Raw genomic sequence first — 17,496 nt, forward strand, 5'->3', positions numbered from 1 at the left:
CAGCCCAGACCTCAGCTGTAGATCTCGAACAGGCCGGCGCCGCCCTGGCCGCCGCCGATGCACATGGTCACGACGCCCCACTTGGCCTTGCGGCGACGGCCTTCCTGCAGCAGGTGGCCGGTGAGACGCGCGCCGGTCATACCGAAGGGATGGCCGATCGCGATCGAGCCACCATTAACGTTGTACTTGTCCGGATCGATGCCGAGCTTGTCGCGCGAGTAGAGGCACTGGCTGGCGAAGGCCTCGTTGAGCTCCCAGAGATCGATGTCGTCGATCTTCAGGCCGTGGCGCTTCAACAACTTCGGCACGGCGTAGATCGGGCCGATGCCCATCTCGTCGGGCTCGCAGCCGGCCGAAGCCCAGGCGACGAAACGGCCCATCGGGTTGAGGCCGCGCTTTTCTGCATCCTTGGCTTCCATCAGCACCACCGCGGCGGCGCCGTCGGAGAGCTGACTGGCATTGCCGGCGGTGATGTACTTGCCCGGGCCCTTCACCGGCTCGAGTTTTGCCAGGCCTTCCAGCGTGGTGTCGGGACGGTTGCACTCGTCGCGATCCACGACGTAGTCGACGATCGACTCGGCCTTGGTCACCTTGTCGACCACCTTCATCCTGGTCTTCATCGGGACGATCTCGTCCTTGAACTTGTTGGCCTGCTGCGCGGCCGCCATGCGGCGCTGCGACTCCAGCGAATATTCATCCTGGTATTCACGGCTGACCTTGTAACGCTCGGCGACGATGTCGGCGGTGTCGATCATCGCCATGAAGATGTCGGGCGCGGTCTTGAGCAGATCCGGATCGATCGATTCCTTCGGCGAGCCGCCGCCGGGAATCGAGATGCTCTCGACGCCGCCGGCGACGATGCAGTCCGAGCCGTCGGAGCGGATCGAGTTGGCGGCCATCGCGATGGTCTGCAGGCCCGACGAACAGAAGCGGTTCACCGAGACGCCGGCGGTCGACTTCGGCAAGCCGGCGAGCAGCGCCGCCTGGCGGCCGATGTTCGGCGCGCCATGCGCGCAATTACCGAGATAGCAGTCCTCGACATACTCCTTGTCGACGCCGGCGCGATCGACGGCGTGCTTGATCGCGTGCGCGGCGAGCGACATCGGCGGGGTGATGTTGAATCCGCCACGGCCGGACTTCGCCAGGCCGGTGCGCGCATAGGAAACGATTACGGCTTCACGCATAGTTTTCTCCCTTCGAGATGACCGTCATTGTGGCGCGTCGTGGCCCGTTCGTACACATATTTTGACCGTTGCGACAGAAATACCAGAGGCCGCGCGAACACAAACGCCGCCTCCGGGGCCGGAGACGGCGTTCTGTTCCGCAGATCGGAATATTGCTGTGCTGGTCCGAAGTCTCCGTTCGTCATGCCCGGGCTTGGCGCGGGCATAAAAGAGAGACCCTTAGAAGCTGAGCACCTTGGCCTGCTTCACCTGCGGCAGAGCATGTACCTTGGCGAGCACCTCCGCCGGCACCGCGCCGTCGATCTCGACCAGCGCGATGGCGTCGCCGCCCTGCTTGACGCGGCCGAGATGGAAGGTCGCGATGTTGATCTTGGCATCGCCAAGCAGGCTCGCGAAGGCGCCGATGAAGCCCGGCTTGTCCTCGTTGGTCACGTAGATCATCGACTTGCCAAACTCGGCGTCGACGCGAATGCCCTTGATGTCGACCAGGCGCGGCTTGCCATCATGATAGACAGTGCCCGAGACCGAACGTTCCTGCCGCTCCGTCGTCACCGTCACGGTAATCAGGCTCTCGTAGTCGCTCTGGGCCGCACGCGTCACCTCGTCCACCACCATGCCGCGCTCCTTGGCGACGATAGGTGCCGAGACGACGTTGACCTCGCCCAGCATCGGCCGCAGCAGGCCGGACAGCACCGCCGAGGTGATCGCCTTGATCTTCATCTCGGCGACATGGCCCTCATAGGTGATCTGGGTCTTGAGGATGCCGCTCTCGGTGAGCTGGCCGGCGAACGAGCCGAGCTTCTCGGCGAGCTCGATGAACGGCCTCAACTTCGGCGCCTCTTCCGCCGTAATCGAGGGGAAGTTGACGGCGTTCGAGATTGCGCCCGTCAGCAGATAATCCGACATCTGCTCTGCGACCTGCAGCGCGACGTTCTCCTGCGCTTCGGTGGTGGAGGCACCGAGATGCGGGGTGCAGATCACGTTGGGGTGGCCGAACAGCACGTTGGTGGTCGCCGGCTCCTCGACGAACACGTCGAAGGCGGCGCCCGCGACATGCTTGGAGTTGAGCGCATCGACCAGCGCCTGCTCGTCGACCAGGCCGCCGCGCGCGCAGTTGATGATGCGGACGCCCTTCTTCATCTTGGCGATCGCGGCCGCGTCGATGATGTTGCGCGTCTTGTCGGTCAGCGGCGTGTGCAGGGTGATGAAATCGGCGCGCTTCAACAGATCGTCGAGCTCGACCTTCTCGACGCCGATATCCTTGGCGCGCTCCGGCGACAGGAACGGGTCGAATGCGACCACCTTCATGCGCAGGCCGAGCGCGCGGTCGGCGACGATCGAGCCGATATTGCCGCAGCCGACCACGCCCAGCGTCTTGGCGGTGATCTCGACGCCCATGAAGCGGTTCTTCTCCCACTTGCCGGCCTGGGTCGAGGCGTCGGCCTGCGGGATTTCGCGCGCCAGCGCCAGCATCAGCGTGATGGCGTGCTCGGCGGTCGTGATCGAATTGCCGAACGGCGTGTTCATCACGATGATGCCCTTGGCGGTCGCCGCCGGAATCTCGACATTGTCGACGCCGATGCCGGCGCGGCCGATCACCTTCAGCCTCTTCGCCTTCTCGATGATCTTGGCGGTCGCCTTGGTGGCCGAGCGGATCGCAAGGCCGTCATAATTGCCGATGATCTCGGCAAGCTTCTCCTTGTCCTTGCCGAGGTTGGGCTGGAAATCGACGTCGACGCCGCGATCCTTGAAGATCTGCACGGCGGCGGGAGACAGCGCGTCGGAAATGAGAACTTTGGGTTTGGACATTTGAATTGTTCCTTTGCCCTGCAACGGGCGGGTCTCTTGGACCGATGTGGTGAAGTCTCTGATCACTTCTCCCTCTCCCCGTCCTTACGGGGAGAGGGTTGGGGTGAGGGGCAACCACCGGCGAGGAACAAGCCGAAAGGGCCCCTCACCCGGATTTCACCGGACGATGCGACACATCGCCGGGAGCAATCCGACCTCTCCCCGTAAGAACGGGGAGAGGTGACAAGAGAAAGCTCAAGCAGCCTTGGGCAACGCGGCCTTAGTCTCGGCGAAGGCCCAGTCGATCCACTGCGTGAGCAGCTCGACGTCCTTGGCTTCAACGGTGGCGCCGCACCAGATCCGCAGGCCCGCCGGCGCGTCGCGATAATACGCGAAGTCGAACCCGGCGTTCTCCTTCTCCACCAGCGCGACCAGCTTCTTGCAGAAGTCGGCTTGCGCCTCGGCGGGAAGCGAGGTGATCGCGGGATCAGTGAACTTCAGGCACACCGAGGTGTTGGAGCGGATCGCGGGATCCTTCGCCAGGAAATCGATCCACGGCGTCTTCGCCTTCCAGTCGGCGAGCACCTTGGTGTTGGCGTCGGCGCGCGCGATCAGCGCCTTCAGGCCGCCGATCGACTTCGCCCAGTTCAGCGCGTCGAGATAATCCTCGACGCAGAGCATCGACGGCGTGTTGATGGTCTCGCCCTCGAAGATGCCCTGGTTGAGCTTGCCGCCCTTGGTCAGGCGGAAGATCTTGGGCAGCGGCCAGGCCGGCTTGTAGGTCTCGAGCCGCTCGACCGCGCGCGGCGAGAGGATCAGCATGCCGTGCGCCGCCTCGCCGCCGAGCGCCTTCTGCCAGGAGAAGGTCACGACATCGAGCTTGGCGAAATCGAGCGGCTGCGCGAAGGCGGCCGAGGTCGCGTCGCAGATGGTGAGGCCTTCGCGGGTCGCGCTGATCCAGTTGGCATCAGGCACGCGCACGCCCGAGGTGGTGCCGTTCCAGGTGAAGACGACGTCGGACTTCGGATCGACCTTGGAGAGATCGGGGATGTCGCCGTAAGCCGCATTCAGCTTGGTGACGTCCTTCAGCTTCAATTCCTTGACGATGTCGCTGACCCAGCCCTCGCCGAAGGATTCCCAGGCGAGCGTGGTGACGGGCCGCGCACCGAGCAGCGACCACAGCGCCATCTCGACCGCACCGGTGTCGGATGCCGGCACGATGCCGATCTTGTAATCGGCAGGCACTTCAAGCACTTCGCGCGTCAGTTCGATCGCGAGCTTGAGCCGCGCCTTACCGATCTTCGCGCGATGCGAGCGGCCGAGGGCGGCGTCCTTGAGATTGTCGGGGTTCCAGCCGGGGCGCTTGGCACAGGGGCCGGAGGAGAAATGCGGCACATGGGGCCGCGAAGCGGGCTTCGCTGCAGTCATAATCTACCCTTCCAGATAGCTGCCTCTCGGTGGGGAGAGGTTTCCCGCCGCCGGAGATAGTGGAAAGGTCCCAAAACGTCAAGAAACTTCAGACGGTCCGGACGAAAGACCGGAATCACGGCTGATTGATGGGGCCTCGTCGACCCTCGGCGCCGTCTCCGTCCGACCCGTGAAACCACGGGGATCGGCAGCTTCCTGGCCGAATAGCAGAGCGAGAACGAACGCAGGCACGAACCAGCGGGCATAACGCCGCTCTGGATGACGGAATATATTGTGTGTGCTCGCACCACTATCCCGGGTCATTGCGAGGAGCGATAGCGACGAAGCAATCCATCGCTCAGCATACGCAGAACCATGGATTGCTTCGCTTCGCTCGCAATGACGAGGCTGTATGCTTTCGCATCGGCATCTCAAAAGCGAATCGTCATGCCGACATGGCTGCGTGCGAATCCAAGCCGCTCGTAGAAGCGTTGCGCATCGACGCGCGTGTGATGCGTCAAAAGCTCGACGAGCATGCAGCCTTTCGCGCGCGCTTCCGCGACCGCCCACTGCACAAGCTGCTCGCCGATGCCGCGGCTGCGGCAATGCTTTGCAACGCGCACGTCCTCGAGCAGGCCGCGCGAGCCGCCCTGCGAGCTGACGCCCGGCAGAACAGCCAATTGCAGGCAGCCGACGACGGTCCCGTCGCCGTCGACGGCGACGACGAGCTGCAAATTGGGATCACGATCGACCCGCTCGAACGCCTGGTAGTAGCTTTGCGGTAGCGGATCCTCGATCCGCTCGCGCGCGCTGCCGAGCGGATCGTCCGCCAGCATGCCGACGATGGCGGCGAGATCCTCGCGGCGGGCACGGCGGATGGTGACTGATGATGGTGCGGTCATTGTCGTTCGTTCCGTTTCAACTCAGCGCGCCGGCGGCAGGCCGAGCACGTGCTCGGCGTCCGCGATCCAGCGGTTGATCACCGCATAGCGGTCGAGATCAAGGCCGCCTTCATGCGCAACGCGCGTGTAGGCGAGCAGCGAGACGTCGGCCAGCGAGAACGCGTCGCCGACGAGAAATCGGGTACCGCCGAGATGCCGCTCCAAGTGATCGAGCGCCACATAGCCGCGCTTCACCAGGTTCGGATCGAGGTCCGCGACAGCCTTGCCGAGATACACGATATGAAAGCGACAGACGGCCACATAGGGCTCGTGAGTGTTCTGCTCCCAGAACATCCACGCATCCATCTGCGCCGCGCGATAGGCATCTGCGGGGATCAGATCGCTGCCGCGCGCGAGATAACGGATGATCGCGTTGGACTGGGCCAGCGTGCGGCCGTCGTCCAGCTCCACCGTGGGCACCTGCCCCCAACCGTTCAGCTTGAGGAATTCCTCCGTCCGGCTGCCGCCCTTCATGGTATCGATCTCGATCCATGTGTAAGGCAGCGCCAGTTTGTCGCACACCCATTTCACCTTCAGGCAATTGCCCGAATTGGCGTCGCCGTAGATTTTCATCTGGTTGCGCTCCCTCGGCCCGATCCGCGGCGGCAAACACGACCCGTTTGTCGGAAAATCAGGCCCGAACAACAAGCAAGCGCGACGAGGATTCATCGCGCTTCAAGGAGAGATATCGGAACAGCGACACCGATCGCTGTCAAGCCGCGCCGGCGCGCCTCAGAACTTGTAGCCGACGCCGACGCGCACCGTGTTGATGTTGGTGTCGACGGTGGACGTGATGCGGGCGTATTCCCACTCCGCGCGCATGAAGAGACCGGCCATCAGGTTCACGTCAACGCCAAGGCCGCCGCTGTAGCCGTACACCAGGTGATTGTGCAGCACATCCGATGCGCTCAGGGTCGCGAGCGATGTGAACGACCCCGCCGTTCCCGTGGTGCTGACGGCGTCGAAGACGGTGACAGAACGCGAGATGTTGGCGTTGCCCAGCGCGACGCCGCCGAACATGTAGGGCAGGAAGCAACCCCAGGCATAGCCGGCACGGGCGCGGAAGGTGGCAAGGTCCGTGATCGCGATTGCGGCCGACGAATCGACGCGCACGTCATGGAACATACTGTCCGACAACTTCGTGCCGCTGACCAGTTCCTTGGTCGCGGTCGAAGTGCCGCCGAAATTGTTGGCGTGCATGTAGCTCATCTCGGCTCCGACGACGACATCATCGAATTGCCAGTTGTAGCCGACGAAGCCGCCATAGGCCGGCGAGCGCTGCGATTGCTTGCCAAGCCCGAGATTCCAGTTCGCGACATCCATCTGCTGGATGACATTGTGATCAAGCAGCGCGGAGAGCATGTTGGCGTTCGTGCCGCTGAAATTCTCGTCGGACGATCCATAGCCGGCCTGTCCGCCGATATAGAAGCCCTCCCAATTGGTGGTCGGGCGGGCCACGTCCTCAGTGAAGCCGCCGCGCAGAATGGGCATGTCCGCGGCGCGCGCGCCGGTCACCGCCCCGAACATCATCGCTGCCAGCAACAACCTACGCATCGCAACGCTCCATCAAAACGCACCGAATTACGCGCTGATCATCGCCTGTTAACCTTAACCAATCGTTGTCGCTGGCCACTTTCGACATGCTCGCGTTGCAGAGCTTGCGACACGCGCGACAAAGAAAAACGGCGCGGGATGATCCCGCGCCGTCTGCAATCGTTAACCGGTCAGGACCGGAAATTAACCCTTGGTGACCAGCGGGGGCGGCGGAGGCGGCACGTCGCAGCAGGTCCAGCGCACGCCAAGCCGCACGTCCTGCGAGGTCAGGTCGCGGAACTGGAAGGACGACGGACCGGCATTGCTGCCGTCGAACGAGCGGCCAAAGCCCTGCACCGCCGTGCCCATGTCCAGATAGCGGTAGGCGAGCTCGACCGTGAAGTTGTTGGTGACCTTGTAGGCGACACCGGCGTGCACCGCCCAGGCGAAGTTGGTGCGCGAAGCGCCATCGGCGAAAAACGACGCGCCGGTGACGATGTTCTGCGGGCCGGTCACGGTCGTGAAGAGATTGCCGCTGTCCTGGAAGCCGGAGGTCTGGATGTGCGCGGCACCAACGCCGACACCGACGAACGGCGTCAGGCACCACCACGTGCCGAGATCGGCATACAAGTTGACCAACCCGACCCAGCTCGTAAAGCCGCCGCCGTAGACGTCCGAGATCGGCCCGAAGCCGGGAATCGTCGCGAAATCCGTGCCGCTGAAGGTCGTCTTCGAGCGATATTCACCGGTGATGTCGGCACGAAGCCAGTTGTTGAACTGATAGCCGACGCCGAGCCCGAACGACATGCCGCCCGAGAACTGATGACCGAGCTTGTTCAGCGTGGATCCCGGCGGCAGGGTGTCATAGCTGTTGACGTGCAGATTGCCGTTGACGTTGGTCATGCCGATGTCGCCGCGCAGATACCAGCCGCCGAAGTCCTGGACCGGCGGCGGAGCATACGCCATCGGGGGCGGCGGCATGATGGGCATGTCGGCGGCGAAAGCCGCCGAGGACAGCAGGCATGCCGCGCCCGCGGCAATCAAAGACTTAACGCTACGCATTGGCTTCGTCCTTTTGGCCAGTGAGGCGAACACGCAAAGCCCCACGTCTGAAACTCACGGTCCGGACGATGCCAGCAAATGTTTAAGCGGCACTTAACCCTAATTTTTAAGGTTGATGATCCCTCACCGATTTTCGCGCAGTGACGCGGTTGCCGTTGCAAGTGATGCATTCGCAGCACAGCAAGACGGCGATTCCGCCACAAGTCCTAACGATGCGTTGACGAATGGGCGTTGCTGCGGCGCACGAAACGCGTGCCTGTTAGCGAATGCTTAACTCTGCGCGCAAGCGCATTCGCGCCGCTGCGGCGGTCCTCAGTGCGCGACCTTGGGCATCTTCGGCAGGAACACCGCGAGCAGACCGATCGCCGGCAGGAACGCACAGAGCTGATAGACGAAGGCGATCGAGGTGTGATCGGCGAGCTTGCCGAGCACCGCTGCGCCGAGGCCGCCTATGCCGAAGGCGACGCCGAAGAACACGCCGGATATCATGCCGAAACGATGCGGCATCAGCTCCTGCGCGAACACGATGATCGCCGATGTCGCCGACGAGATGATCAGGCCGATCAGCACCGTCAGCACGGCACTCGCGAACAGGCCGGCATAGGGCAGCGCCAGCGTGAACGGCAGCGCGCCGAGGATCGAGAACCAGATCACATATTTGCGGCCGAAGCGGTCGCCGAGCGGTCCGCCCATAAAGGCGCCCACGGCGTTCGCGGCCAGGAACACAAAGAGATAGAGCTGCGCGGCCTGGGTCGAGACGCCGAACCTGTCGATCAGATAGAAGATGTAATAGCTCGACAGGCTTGAGACATAGAGCTGCTTGGAGAATAGCAGCGCAACCAGCACGCCGAGCGCGACCATCACGCGCCGCTGGTCCGGGTGATCGGGATGGCGCTCGATCACGGCGGCCTTCTTGCCCGCGATCTGCGGCTTGTACCAGGCGCCGATGCGCCAGAGGATCACGATGGCGAGGAATGCGATCAAGGAGAACCAGGCGATCGAGGGCTGGCCGAACGGCACGACGATCAAGGCGGCAAGCACCGGTCCCATCGCGGTGCCGAAGCTGCCGCCGAGTTGGAACACGGATTGCGCAAAACCGTAACGACCGCCCGAGGCCAGCCGCGCGATGCGTGACGATTCCGGATGGAACACCGCAGAGCCGAGACCGACCAGCGACGCGGCGATCAGGATGATCCCGTAAGTATGTGCGACGCTGAGCATCAAGAGGCCGAAGAAGGTGAAACCCATGCCGACCGCGAGCGAGAACGGCTGCGCCTTCTTGTCGGTGAAATGCCCGACCACCGGCTGCAGCAGCGAGGCGGTGAACTGGAACGCCAGCGTGATCATGCCGATCTGCGCGAAGTCGAGCGCGTAATTGTCCTTCAGGATCGGATAGACCGAGGCGATCAGCGACTGCATCGTGTCGTTGAGGAAGTGCGAGAAGCTGATGCCGGCGAGCACGATATAGGCAGGCCCCGCGGCAGCCGCTTTCGCTGCCAGCGCCGGCGGCAGCTCGGGCACCGGCACCGGCTCGCCCAGTGCCTCTTCACTCACGACCGGCTTGTTCAATGGAACAGTCCCGAAAGCGGATTCGCAAAAAATACCTCCGTGTCATATGACGCGGAGGTGACAGCGACCACTTCCATTAGCCGATAGCAGCGATGCGCTGTGCGGACCGGCGACGGACGCCTGCTCCCTCTCCGGCTTGCGGGGGAGGGTTGGGGTGGGGGTACCACCGCGAGTCGTATCGTGGAGAGAGCCCCCCACCCGCATCGCATCGATGATGCGATGCGACCTAAGAGCGAGCTTCGCTCGTCTCGACCCCGCAAGCAAGCGGGAGAGATGAAGAAGAGAGGGGCGAATTTTCGAGCTTAAGCCGCTGCGGCGTGGCCGAGCGCGCTGACGATATTGTCGACGACCTCTTCCACCAGGATACGGTCGTCGCCCTCGCCCATCACCCGGATCACCGGTTCGGTGCCGGAGGGGCGGATCAAAAGCCGGCCGTGGCCGTTGAGGCGGTTTTCGCCGTCGGTGATTGCGGACTTGACCTCGGCGTCGTCGAGCGGCTTGCCGCTGCGGTAACGCACGTTCTTCAGGATCTGTGGCAATGGATCGAAACGCCGGCAGACCTCCGACACCGGGCGGCGGAGCTTCTGCACCACGGCAAGCACCTGCAGCGCGGCCACGAAGCCGTCGCCGGTCGTCGAGTAGTCGGACATGATGATATGGCCCGACGGTTCGCCACCGAGATTGTAGCCGCCGGCCAGCATCTGCTCGAGCACGTAGCGGTCGCCGACCGGCGTACGGATCATGTGCATGCCGTTGTCTTGAAGGAAGCGCTCGAGCCCGAGATTGGACATCACGGTGGTGACGATGCCCGGCTTGGCAAGCCGTCCCTCTTCCTTCCAGCTCTGCGCGATCACCGCGAGCAGCTGGTCGCCGTCGACGATGTGGCCGCGCTCGTCGACCAGAATGACGCGATCGGCATCACCGTCGAGCGCGATGCCGATGTCGGCGCGCATCTCGCGCACCTTCTTGGACAGCGCCTCCGGCGAGGTCGAGCCGCATTCCTTGTTGATGTTGAAGCCGTCGGGTTCGACGCCGATCGGAACGACGTCGGCGCCGAGCTCCCACAGCGCTTCCGGAACCACCCGGTAGGCGGCGCCGTTGGCGCAATCGATCACCACGCGCAGGCCTTCGAGGCTGAGGTCGCGCGGCAGCGTGCGCTTGGCAAACTCGATGTAGCGGTCATGGACGCCGTCGATGCGGCGGGCGCGGCCGAGGCTGGCGCTCTGCGCGAGGCGGCGGTCGAGCGACTCGCCGAGCAGTTGCTCGATCTGCTTCTCGACGTCGTCGGACAGCTTGAAGCCTTGCGGGCCGAACAGCTTGATGCCGTTGTCCTCGAACAGATTGTGCGACGCCGAAATCATGACGCCGAGATCGGCCCGCATCGACTTGGTCAGCATCGCGACCGCGGGGGTCGGGATCGGGCCGAGCAGCAGCACGTCCATGCCGACCGAGGTGAAGCCCGCGACCATGGCGTATTCGATCATATAGCCGGACAGCCGTGTGTCCTTGCCGATCACGACGCGATGGCGATGATCGCCTCGCTGAAACACCAGACCTGCGGCCTGCCCCACTTTGAGCGCGAGCTCCGGCGTGATCAGTCCATTGGCGCGGCCCCGAATCCCGTCGGTCCCGAAATATTTGCGGCTCATGTCACCCCCAAGGTGGGCTTCTCGAACCCACCAGCCGAGAAAGCCCCAATGCCCGCCATCTTAGCGTGCACCGGCCTTATAATCTGTCAGCCGCTAAAATGACTTCAAAAAATATGATGAATCATTACCGGCCTCGAATCACGCAATTCGAAGCTAAGCCGTTGTGAAATAAAGGATTACTCCTTTGGTACGCCGCCGGCCAGGCGACCGCCCTATCAGCCCTCGTCCTTGCGCAGGACGTGGCGGTCCTCCTTGCTGGGCGCCGGTTGGGTCACGTTGACGGGGTCGGAACCCGGGAACGTCTCCTCCAGCCCCTCCTCCAGGGCATCGTCCAGACGGCGCTTTTCAGCGGTCTCATTCGCTTTCGGCTTGGAGCCTGATGGCGTCATCGCGCTCTCCCATCGGTCCTCGATTTGGCAGGCCCTCCAACCGTGCTAGATGACGGCAATACCGTACACCTGCAAGACTTGCGACACAGAAGAAGGGCCGGGAACGTCCATGAAGCACATTACCTGCATCGAAGATTTGCGTCAGCTGCACAAGCGCCGGGTGCCGAAAGCGTTTTTCGATTATGCGGACCGCGGCTCCTACACCGAGGACACGCTGCGCGCCAATTCTGCCGACCTGCAGCAGATCAAGTTCCGCCAGCGCATCCTGGTCGACGTCTCCAAGCGCAATTTGTCGACCACGATCCTCGGCGAGCCCTCGGCGATGCCGCTGATCCTGGCGCCGGTCGGGCTGCTCGGCATGCAGCATGGCGACGGTGAGATATACGCCTGCCGCGCGGCGCAGGCGGCGGGCATTCCCTTCACCCAGAGCACGATGTCGATCTGCTCGATCGAGGACATCGCGGCCGCCGTCGACAAGCCGTTCTGGTTCCAGCTCTACGTCATGAAGGACCGTGGTTTCATCAAATCGCTGATCGAGCGCGCAATCGCGGCGAAGTGCTCGGCGCTGGTCTTGACGGTCGACCTGCAGGTGATCGGTCAGCGCCATCAGGACATCAAGAACGGCATGACGGTGCCGCCGGAATGGTCGCTGTCGAAGCTGGTCGATTTCGCAACCAAGCCGACCTGGGTGTCGGGCGTGCTGCGCGGCAAGCGCCGCACGTTCGGCAACATCGCCGGGCACGTCAAGGGCACCGAGGACCTCACCAAGCTGTCGGAATGGACCGCCTCCCAGTTCGACACCTCGCTGAACTGGAAGGACATCGACTGGATCCGCAGCATCTGGCCGGGCAAGCTGATCCTGAAGGGCATCCTCGACGTCGAGGATGCCGAGCTCGCCGCCAAGACCGGTGCGCAGGCGATCGTGGTCTCCAATCACGGCGGCCGTCAGCTCGACGGCGCGCCATCCTCGATCGAGGTGCTGCCCGAGATCGCCGATGCGGTCGGCTCGAAGATCGAGATCATGTTCGACGGCGGCATCCGCACCGGCATGGACATAATGCGCGCGCTCGCGCTCGGCGCGAAATCCTGCATGATCGGCCGCGCCTATGCCTATGGCCTCGGCGCCGGCGGGCAGGAGGGCGTCGCCAAGGCGATCGATATCCTGGCGAAAGAGCTCACCACCACGATGGGGCTGTGCGGCGTCAACACGATCGACGAGATCGACGACCACGTATTGGCGGTGTGAGGCGACCGCCGTAGCCCGGATGGAACGCAGCGCAATCCGGGACAGTCTCTACCTGGAAAGATTCCCGGATTTCACCTGGAAAGATTCCCGGATTTCGCAGAGCCTGTTATCGGGCGCGCATTCGCGCGACCCGTTGGCTCCATCCGGGCTACCGAAGAGCATCACATCGGCGGGGTGAGCCCATCGCGGCCGACGCTGACGCGGTCGGTCTCGATCGCGCCATCCGGCTGTTGCTTCATGGAGGCGATGACCTTGGCACCGCTCTTCAGATCCGACTTGTCGCCCGGAACATAGGTCACGACCGGCGTGTCGGGCGGTACCACGACCTTCTTCTCACCGTCCTTGTATTTCACCAGCAGCGTATGACCATCATTGCCGACGACAGATTGGGCGACGGTCGCGTTTGTCATGCTGCTGTTGGGCTTGAGATCATACGGCCGCGAGCCTTCGCCGGTGCCGCGCATGTTCTCAGGGAACACATGCACCTCGACCGCCTTCTGCACGCCGTTGGATCCGGGCACCGTGGTGGCGCCGATGAAGGAACCGACCTTGACATCCGCCAGCGCAATCTTGGTGAGGCCGAGCACGACGATGTTGTTCGTCATGTGCAGCTTGACGTCTTCACCATTGCGTGACTTCACCGCGAGCGTATCGCCGTTGACGCCCTCGACGGTTCCACGAACCCGCGTCGGCGTGGGCGGCTGCTGCGCGATCGCATAGAGCGTGGACGCCGTCACCATCGCTAGCGCAACGAACGGACGGATGAATTGGGTAGGACGGAACGGCATGGTGTGGTCTCCAGACGGGTCATAACCTGACCCAACACCGGACCCCGGCCTTGCGACGCTATTGCACGCCTCAAGTCTTTGTGAGATCGGCCTCGACCAGCGCACGCAGTTCCGGCGTGACTTGCGGACGCTGCCCGAACCACAACTCAAAACCACGCACCGCCTGGTGCAGGAGCATGCCGAGTCCATCGGCGGTGTTCAGCCCACGCGCCTTGGCCGCCGCAAGCAGCGGCGTCACCAGCGGCACATAGACGAGATCGGCAACGACGGCCGATTGCGGCAACCGGCCGACATCGATCTCGAGTGCGGGCTGGCCGTGCATGCCGAGCGATGTCGTGTTCACCAGCAGGCCCGCGCGCGGCAGCAACTCGTTGACCGCGTCCCATGTCGCGGGAACAACGTTGCCGCCAAGCTGGTCGGCCAGCGCGCGGGCGCGGTCGATCGTACGGTTGACGAGATGAACGCGCGCGATGCCGCGCTCGATCAGGCCGAACACCACCGCGCGCGCCGCGCCGCCGGCGCCGAGCACCAGCGCGTCCTCGGCCTTGTCCCAGCCGGGCGCGCAGGCGTCGAGATTGTTGATGAAGCCTTCGACATCGGTGTTGGTCGAACGCAATTCGCCGTCGGCAAACCACAGCGTGTTGGCGGCGCCGATGGCGCGGGCGCGGTCGTCCGGCGTCGACAACGCCAGCGCGCGCTCCTTGTGCGGGATGGTGACATTGGCGCCGACGAAGCCGCGCAGCGACAAACGAAACAGGAAATCCTTGAGATCCTCCGGAGGCACCGCCTCGATCACGTAGCCGCCCTCGATGCCGAGCGTGCGCAGCCAGTAATGATGGATCAGCGGCGAGCGGGAATGCGCCGCCGGCCATCCGATCAGGCATGCGGCGCGGGTTTTGGAGAACGATGTCATACCCGTGACATCGGCCAAGCCGCAGTCGCTGTCAATCCGTCCGCTTCGCGGTTTGGGCAGCCAACATGCCGAGCGCGAACGCGGTGCCCGCAGCAAACCAGATCGCTGCGAGATTGATCCAGCGATAGGCGAGTGCGCCGAGCAGCGTACCCGCGACCAGCGCCGCCCACAACAGGAGGTTCGGCAGCCAGGCCCAGCCTGCGCCGCCGGTCAGCGCCGCGGCGATCAACTGGCCAGCCCTAACCAGCGCCCCGGTGACGTAAGTGAGGCCGAGCCCGCCACCGCCGTCGAGCTGAAATATGGAGTTCTCCAGCCCCATCGCCACCACGACCGCCGCAACCGCGATGTTCGGCACGCCGAATTCGTTGGCCGCAGCCGCAACCGTGAGCAGCACCGCCTCGGCGAGCAGGATCAGGGGCTGGCGATGCGCAACACGGCCGAGCACGATCAGGCTGCCGGCCGCGGCTCCCGCGACGAACAGGACGATCAGCACGACGGCCTCCAGAGCGTGGTCCCATTGTGCCTCGGAAAGGCTCACGCCAAGCCGCGTCGAGTTGCCGCTCATGAAGGAGACGAACAGGCCGCCGAGATGCAGGTAGCCGATGCCGTCGACATAGCCCGCGAGCCCACTCAGCGCGCACGCCAGCACCAGGTTGCGGCGGGATTCAAGCATGAATGTCTTGCGCCCTCGTCAATGGGTGCAAGCTATATCACGACGAATCCGAGTTGCCGCCTCAGGCAAGGTCCATCTCTCCCCGACGGGGAGAGGCGAGAAAGCGACCCGTCAGCGCTCACGCCGCGTCGCGATGCGCGGCGATGATCTGGTCGGCGGCGCGGCCCGTCACTTCGGCCATGCGGTCGAACTGGCGGGTGAAGCTGCCGGCGCCGGCGGTGGCCGAGCGCAGCTCCACGATGAGGTCGCCGATCTCGGCTTCCGGCATCGTGGCGCGGACGCAGTCCCATCCGGTCCAGCCGTCGCGGGTGTCGAAGCCGAGGATCTGCCCGCGACGCGCCGACAGAATCGCGTTGATCTTGGCGGTCGCGTCGGTCGGACAGACGATCTCGACCATATGGATCGGCTCGAGCAGCACCGGCTGGCACTGTGGCAGCGCCTCGCTGATGCCGACCCGAGCCGCGGTGCGGAACGCGAGATCGGAGGAATCGACGCTGTGATAGGAGCCATCGGTCAGCGTGACATCGATGTCGATCACCGGGAAGCCGAGCGGGCCGCGCGCCAGGGCGTCGACGACGCCCTCTTCCACCGCAGGAATGTAGTTGCGCGGCACCGCGCCACCGACCACCTTCTCGTGGAACTCGAAGCCGGTGCCGCGGGGCTTCGGCTTGATATCGAGCACGACGTCGCCGAACTGACCATGGCCACCGGACTGCTTCTTGTGCCGGCCGCGCTGGGTGATCGGCTTGCGGATGGTTTCCTGGTAGCCGATCGCCGGCGGATGCGATTTGACGTTGACGCCGAAGCGGTCCTTCAATCGCTCCTGCGCGACGCGCAGATGCATCTCGCCCTGCCCCCACAGCACGGTGTCATGGGTGCGCGGATTCTGGATCATCGTCAGCGATGGATCCTCCTCGTTCAGCCGCAACAGCGCCTGGCCGAGCTTGACGTCGTCCTTACGGTCGGTCGCGGCGATCGAGATCGACAGCACCGCCGCGGCCGGCTCGACCTTGGCCAGCGAGGCAGGCGCAGTCTTGCCGCTCGAGACCGTGTCGCCGGTCTTGATCGCATCGAGCTTGCCGAGCGCGACAGTGTCGCCGGCCTCGGCCGACGAACGCTTGCTGTCGTGCCCGCCTGAAACCGCGAGGATGCCGGAGACGCGTCCGCTCTCGCCGGACGACGATTGCAGTGTCGCGCCGTCGTCGAGGCGGCCCGCAAGCACGCGCACCAGCGACAGCTTGCCGCCGTGCTGCAGATGCATGGTCTTGAACACATAGGCCAGCGCATCCTTCGCATCAGACACGCCGAGGCGCTTCGCGGTCTCGGCAATGCCGGGCGCTTCATGGCGCAGCGCCTTCATCAGCCGCAGCACGCCGTTCTCGCGGATCGCCGAGCCGAGCAGCACCGGACAGATCTGCCCTTCGCGCAATTCGCGCGCCAGGTCGTCGAACACTGCATCGCGCGGCGGCTGGATATCTTCCAGCAACTGCTCCATCAGCGCGTCGTCGTGGTCGGCGAGCTTCTCCAGCATCGAGAAGCGCGCTTCCTTCTCGCGATCGAGATCGCCACCCTTGAGGGCCATGACCTCCGACGGCTTGTGCTCGCGATAGACGAAGGCGCGCTCGAGCGCGAGATCGACGAAACCTTCGATCAAATCGCCGTTCCAGATCGGGATCTGGCGCAGCACCAGCGGCACGCGCGAGGCCGGCTGCAGCATCGCGAGCGTCTCGCGGATGCGCTCGTTGGCGCGATCGATCTTGTTCAGAAACAGGAAACGGGGAATACAGAGCTCCTCGAGCTCGCGGAGAATGATTTGCAGCTGCGGCAGCTTCTTCTCATCGGCCTCGCAAACCACGACCGCAGCATCAATCGCCGGCAGCGCGGCACGCATGTCGTGCGCGAATTCGACCGAACCGGGACAATCGATAAAGGTGTAAGTGTCGCCCATGAAGGTGGTGGTGGCGGCGGTCAAGCTCACGCCCATCTTGTGCTGGCGCGCCTCAGGGCTGGCATCGCCGACGGAGGTTCCGGCATCGACGCTGCCGGCAGTCTTGACGGCGCCCGTACGCGCCAGGATCGCTTCCAGAAGTGTGGTTTTACCGCTTTGGAAAGGGCCCACCAATGCAATGCACCGTGGACCTCGGGGACTTCTGACGTCTTGTCCCATTGCCGCCTCCTCGTGTTGGAGCTCGGCCCGTGATTGGGTCGGCAACCATTCATGCTCTGCCTGCGTCAGGCGTTTGGCAAGCGGGAAAACGTCGCTGCGATGCGGCGTCTTGCAACCTTGGCGCGACGAAGCGTCAAGCAGTTAATGTTCGGACGTTCGCGCCGTATGCTTCAGTTCCATCGCCGCT

General features: G+C 64.1%; 15 protein-coding genes. 1 reads left to right on the forward strand and 14 read right to left on the reverse strand.

From position 1 onward, the window contains the following. Positions 1 to 11: 11 nt before the first annotated feature. The 10 genes from MTX19_RS35925 to MTX19_RS35970 all read right to left on the reverse strand — a co-directional run bounded on the left by MTX19_RS35925 (position 12) and on the right by MTX19_RS35970 (position 11,522). Complete coding sequence (locus MTX19_RS35925) at positions 12 to 1,184, reverse strand: acetyl-CoA C-acyltransferase (protein ID WP_280981427.1); 1,173 nt, start codon at positions 1,182 to 1,184, stop codon at positions 12 to 14. A gap of 219 nt (positions 1,185 to 1,403) precedes the next feature. After that, positions 1,404 to 2,993 (reverse strand): phosphoglycerate dehydrogenase, encoded by a 1,590-nt coding sequence (gene serA / locus MTX19_RS35930; RefSeq protein WP_280981428.1) that lies wholly within the window; start codon positions 2,991 to 2,993, stop codon positions 1,404 to 1,406. 234 nt (positions 2,994 to 3,227) lie between these two features. After that, on the reverse strand, positions 3,228 to 4,400 hold the full coding sequence (locus MTX19_RS35935) for a phosphoserine transaminase (RefSeq protein ID WP_280981429.1): 1,173 nt from the start codon (positions 4,398 to 4,400) through the stop codon (positions 3,228 to 3,230). 410 nt (positions 4,401 to 4,810) lie between these two features. Continuing rightward, the gene (locus MTX19_RS35940) at positions 4,811 to 5,281 is read right to left on the reverse strand and encodes a GNAT family N-acetyltransferase (protein ID WP_280981430.1); all 471 of its coding nucleotides are present in this window, start codon (positions 5,279 to 5,281) and stop codon (positions 4,811 to 4,813) included. A 21-nt stretch (positions 5,282 to 5,302) separates the two neighbouring features. Further along, positions 5,303 to 5,893: a glutathione S-transferase family protein gene (locus tag MTX19_RS35945; protein WP_280981431.1), complete on the reverse strand. Its 591-nt coding sequence runs from the start codon at positions 5,891 to 5,893 to the stop codon at positions 5,303 to 5,305. Between the two features lie 159 nt (positions 5,894 to 6,052). After that, positions 6,053 to 6,874 carry an outer membrane beta-barrel protein gene (locus tag MTX19_RS35950; RefSeq protein ID WP_280981432.1) on the reverse strand — a complete coding sequence of 274 codons (822 nt, stop codon included), beginning with the start codon at positions 6,872 to 6,874 and terminating at the stop codon, positions 6,053 to 6,055. 183 nt (positions 6,875 to 7,057) lie between these two features. Continuing rightward, entirely contained in the window at positions 7,058 to 7,915 is an 858-nt protein-coding gene (locus MTX19_RS35955) for an outer membrane beta-barrel protein (protein WP_280981433.1), read from the reverse strand. Between the two features lie 312 nt (positions 7,916 to 8,227). Next, positions 8,228 to 9,484, reverse strand: a complete 1,257-nt coding sequence (locus MTX19_RS35960) for an MFS transporter (protein WP_280981434.1) — start codon at positions 9,482 to 9,484, stop codon at positions 8,228 to 8,230. A gap of 302 nt (positions 9,485 to 9,786) precedes the next feature. Further along, a complete protein-coding gene (gene glmM / locus MTX19_RS35965; RefSeq protein ID WP_280975537.1) occupies positions 9,787 to 11,133 on the reverse strand; it encodes a phosphoglucosamine mutase in 1,347 nt (448 codons plus the stop codon). A 215-nt stretch (positions 11,134 to 11,348) separates the two neighbouring features. Further along, positions 11,349 to 11,522 carry a hypothetical protein gene (locus MTX19_RS35970; protein ID WP_280975536.1) on the reverse strand — a complete coding sequence of 58 codons (174 nt, stop codon included), beginning with the start codon at positions 11,520 to 11,522 and terminating at the stop codon, positions 11,349 to 11,351. Positions 11,523 to 11,631: 109 nt separating this feature from the next. On the opposite strand from MTX19_RS35970, the gene MTX19_RS35975 reads away from it, so the two are divergent. Further along, positions 11,632 to 12,768, forward strand: coding sequence for an alpha-hydroxy acid oxidase (locus MTX19_RS35975; RefSeq protein ID WP_280981435.1), 1,137 nt, complete (start codon positions 11,632 to 11,634; stop codon positions 12,766 to 12,768). Positions 12,769 to 12,929: 161 nt separating this feature from the next. On the opposite strand, the gene MTX19_RS35980 is transcribed toward MTX19_RS35975, so the two are convergent. The 4 genes from MTX19_RS35980 to MTX19_RS35995 form a co-directional block, all read right to left on the reverse strand. Beyond that, on the reverse strand, positions 12,930 to 13,508 hold the full coding sequence (locus MTX19_RS35980; RefSeq protein WP_280984991.1) for a hypothetical protein: 579 nt from the start codon (positions 13,506 to 13,508) through the stop codon (positions 12,930 to 12,932). A 118-nt stretch (positions 13,509 to 13,626) separates the two neighbouring features. Further along, positions 13,627 to 14,469, reverse strand: a complete 843-nt coding sequence (locus MTX19_RS35985) for a shikimate dehydrogenase (protein ID WP_280981436.1) — start codon at positions 14,467 to 14,469, stop codon at positions 13,627 to 13,629. 31 nt (positions 14,470 to 14,500) lie between these two features. Continuing rightward, a complete protein-coding gene (locus MTX19_RS35990) occupies positions 14,501 to 15,142 on the reverse strand; it encodes a YoaK family protein (protein ID WP_280981437.1) in 642 nt (213 codons plus the stop codon). A gap of 118 nt (positions 15,143 to 15,260) precedes the next feature. Beyond that, positions 15,261 to 17,309: an elongation factor G gene (locus tag MTX19_RS35995; protein ID WP_280981438.1), complete on the reverse strand. Its 2,049-nt coding sequence runs from the start codon at positions 17,307 to 17,309 to the stop codon at positions 15,261 to 15,263. Positions 17,310 to 17,496 lie beyond the last annotated feature (187 nt).

Origin of the sequence: Bradyrhizobium sp. ISRA464 (assembly GCF_029910095.1) — a bacterium.
Taxonomy (GTDB): Bacteria; Pseudomonadota; Alphaproteobacteria; order Rhizobiales; family Xanthobacteraceae; genus Bradyrhizobium.

Bases quoted from the DNA above. Each gene is read 5' to 3' on its own strand.
- MTX19_RS35925 (WP_280981427.1), bottom strand. From the start codon at position 1,184: ATGCGTGAAGCCGTAATCGTTTCCTATGCGCGCACCGGCCTGGCGAAG.
- MTX19_RS35935 (WP_280981429.1), bottom strand. From the start codon at position 4,400: ATGACTGCAGCGAAGCCCGCTTCGCGGCCCCATGTGCCGCATTTCTCC.
- serA (WP_280981428.1), bottom strand. From the start codon at position 2,993: ATGTCCAAACCCAAAGTTCTCATTTCCGACGCGCTGTCTCCCGCCGCC.
- MTX19_RS35950 (WP_280981432.1), bottom strand. From the start codon at position 6,874: ATGCGTAGGTTGTTGCTGGCAGCGATGATGTTCGGGGCGGTGACCGGC.
- MTX19_RS35975 (WP_280981435.1), top strand. From the start codon at position 11,632: ATGAAGCACATTACCTGCATCGAAGATTTGCGTCAGCTGCACAAGCGC.
- MTX19_RS35970 (WP_280975536.1), bottom strand. From the start codon at position 11,522: ATGACGCCATCAGGCTCCAAGCCGAAAGCGAATGAGACCGCTGAAAAG.
- MTX19_RS35945 (WP_280981431.1), bottom strand. From the start codon at position 5,893: ATGAAAATCTACGGCGACGCCAATTCGGGCAATTGCCTGAAGGTGAAA.
- MTX19_RS35980 (WP_280984991.1), bottom strand. From the start codon at position 13,508: ATGGTGACGGCGTCCACGCTCTATGCGATCGCGCAGCAGCCGCCCACG.
- MTX19_RS35955 (WP_280981433.1), bottom strand. From the start codon at position 7,915: ATGCGTAGCGTTAAGTCTTTGATTGCCGCGGGCGCGGCATGCCTGCTG.
- MTX19_RS35985 (WP_280981436.1), bottom strand. From the start codon at position 14,469: ATGACATCGTTCTCCAAAACCCGCGCCGCATGCCTGATCGGATGGCCG.
- MTX19_RS35940 (WP_280981430.1), bottom strand. From the start codon at position 5,281: ATGACCGCACCATCATCAGTCACCATCCGCCGTGCCCGCCGCGAGGAT.
- MTX19_RS35990 (WP_280981437.1), bottom strand. From the start codon at position 15,142: ATGCTTGAATCCCGCCGCAACCTGGTGCTGGCGTGCGCGCTGAGTGGG.
- glmM (WP_280975537.1), bottom strand. From the start codon at position 11,133: ATGAGCCGCAAATATTTCGGGACCGACGGGATTCGGGGCCGCGCCAAT.
- MTX19_RS35995 (WP_280981438.1), bottom strand. From the start codon at position 17,309: ATGGGACAAGACGTCAGAAGTCCCCGAGGTCCACGGTGCATTGCATTG.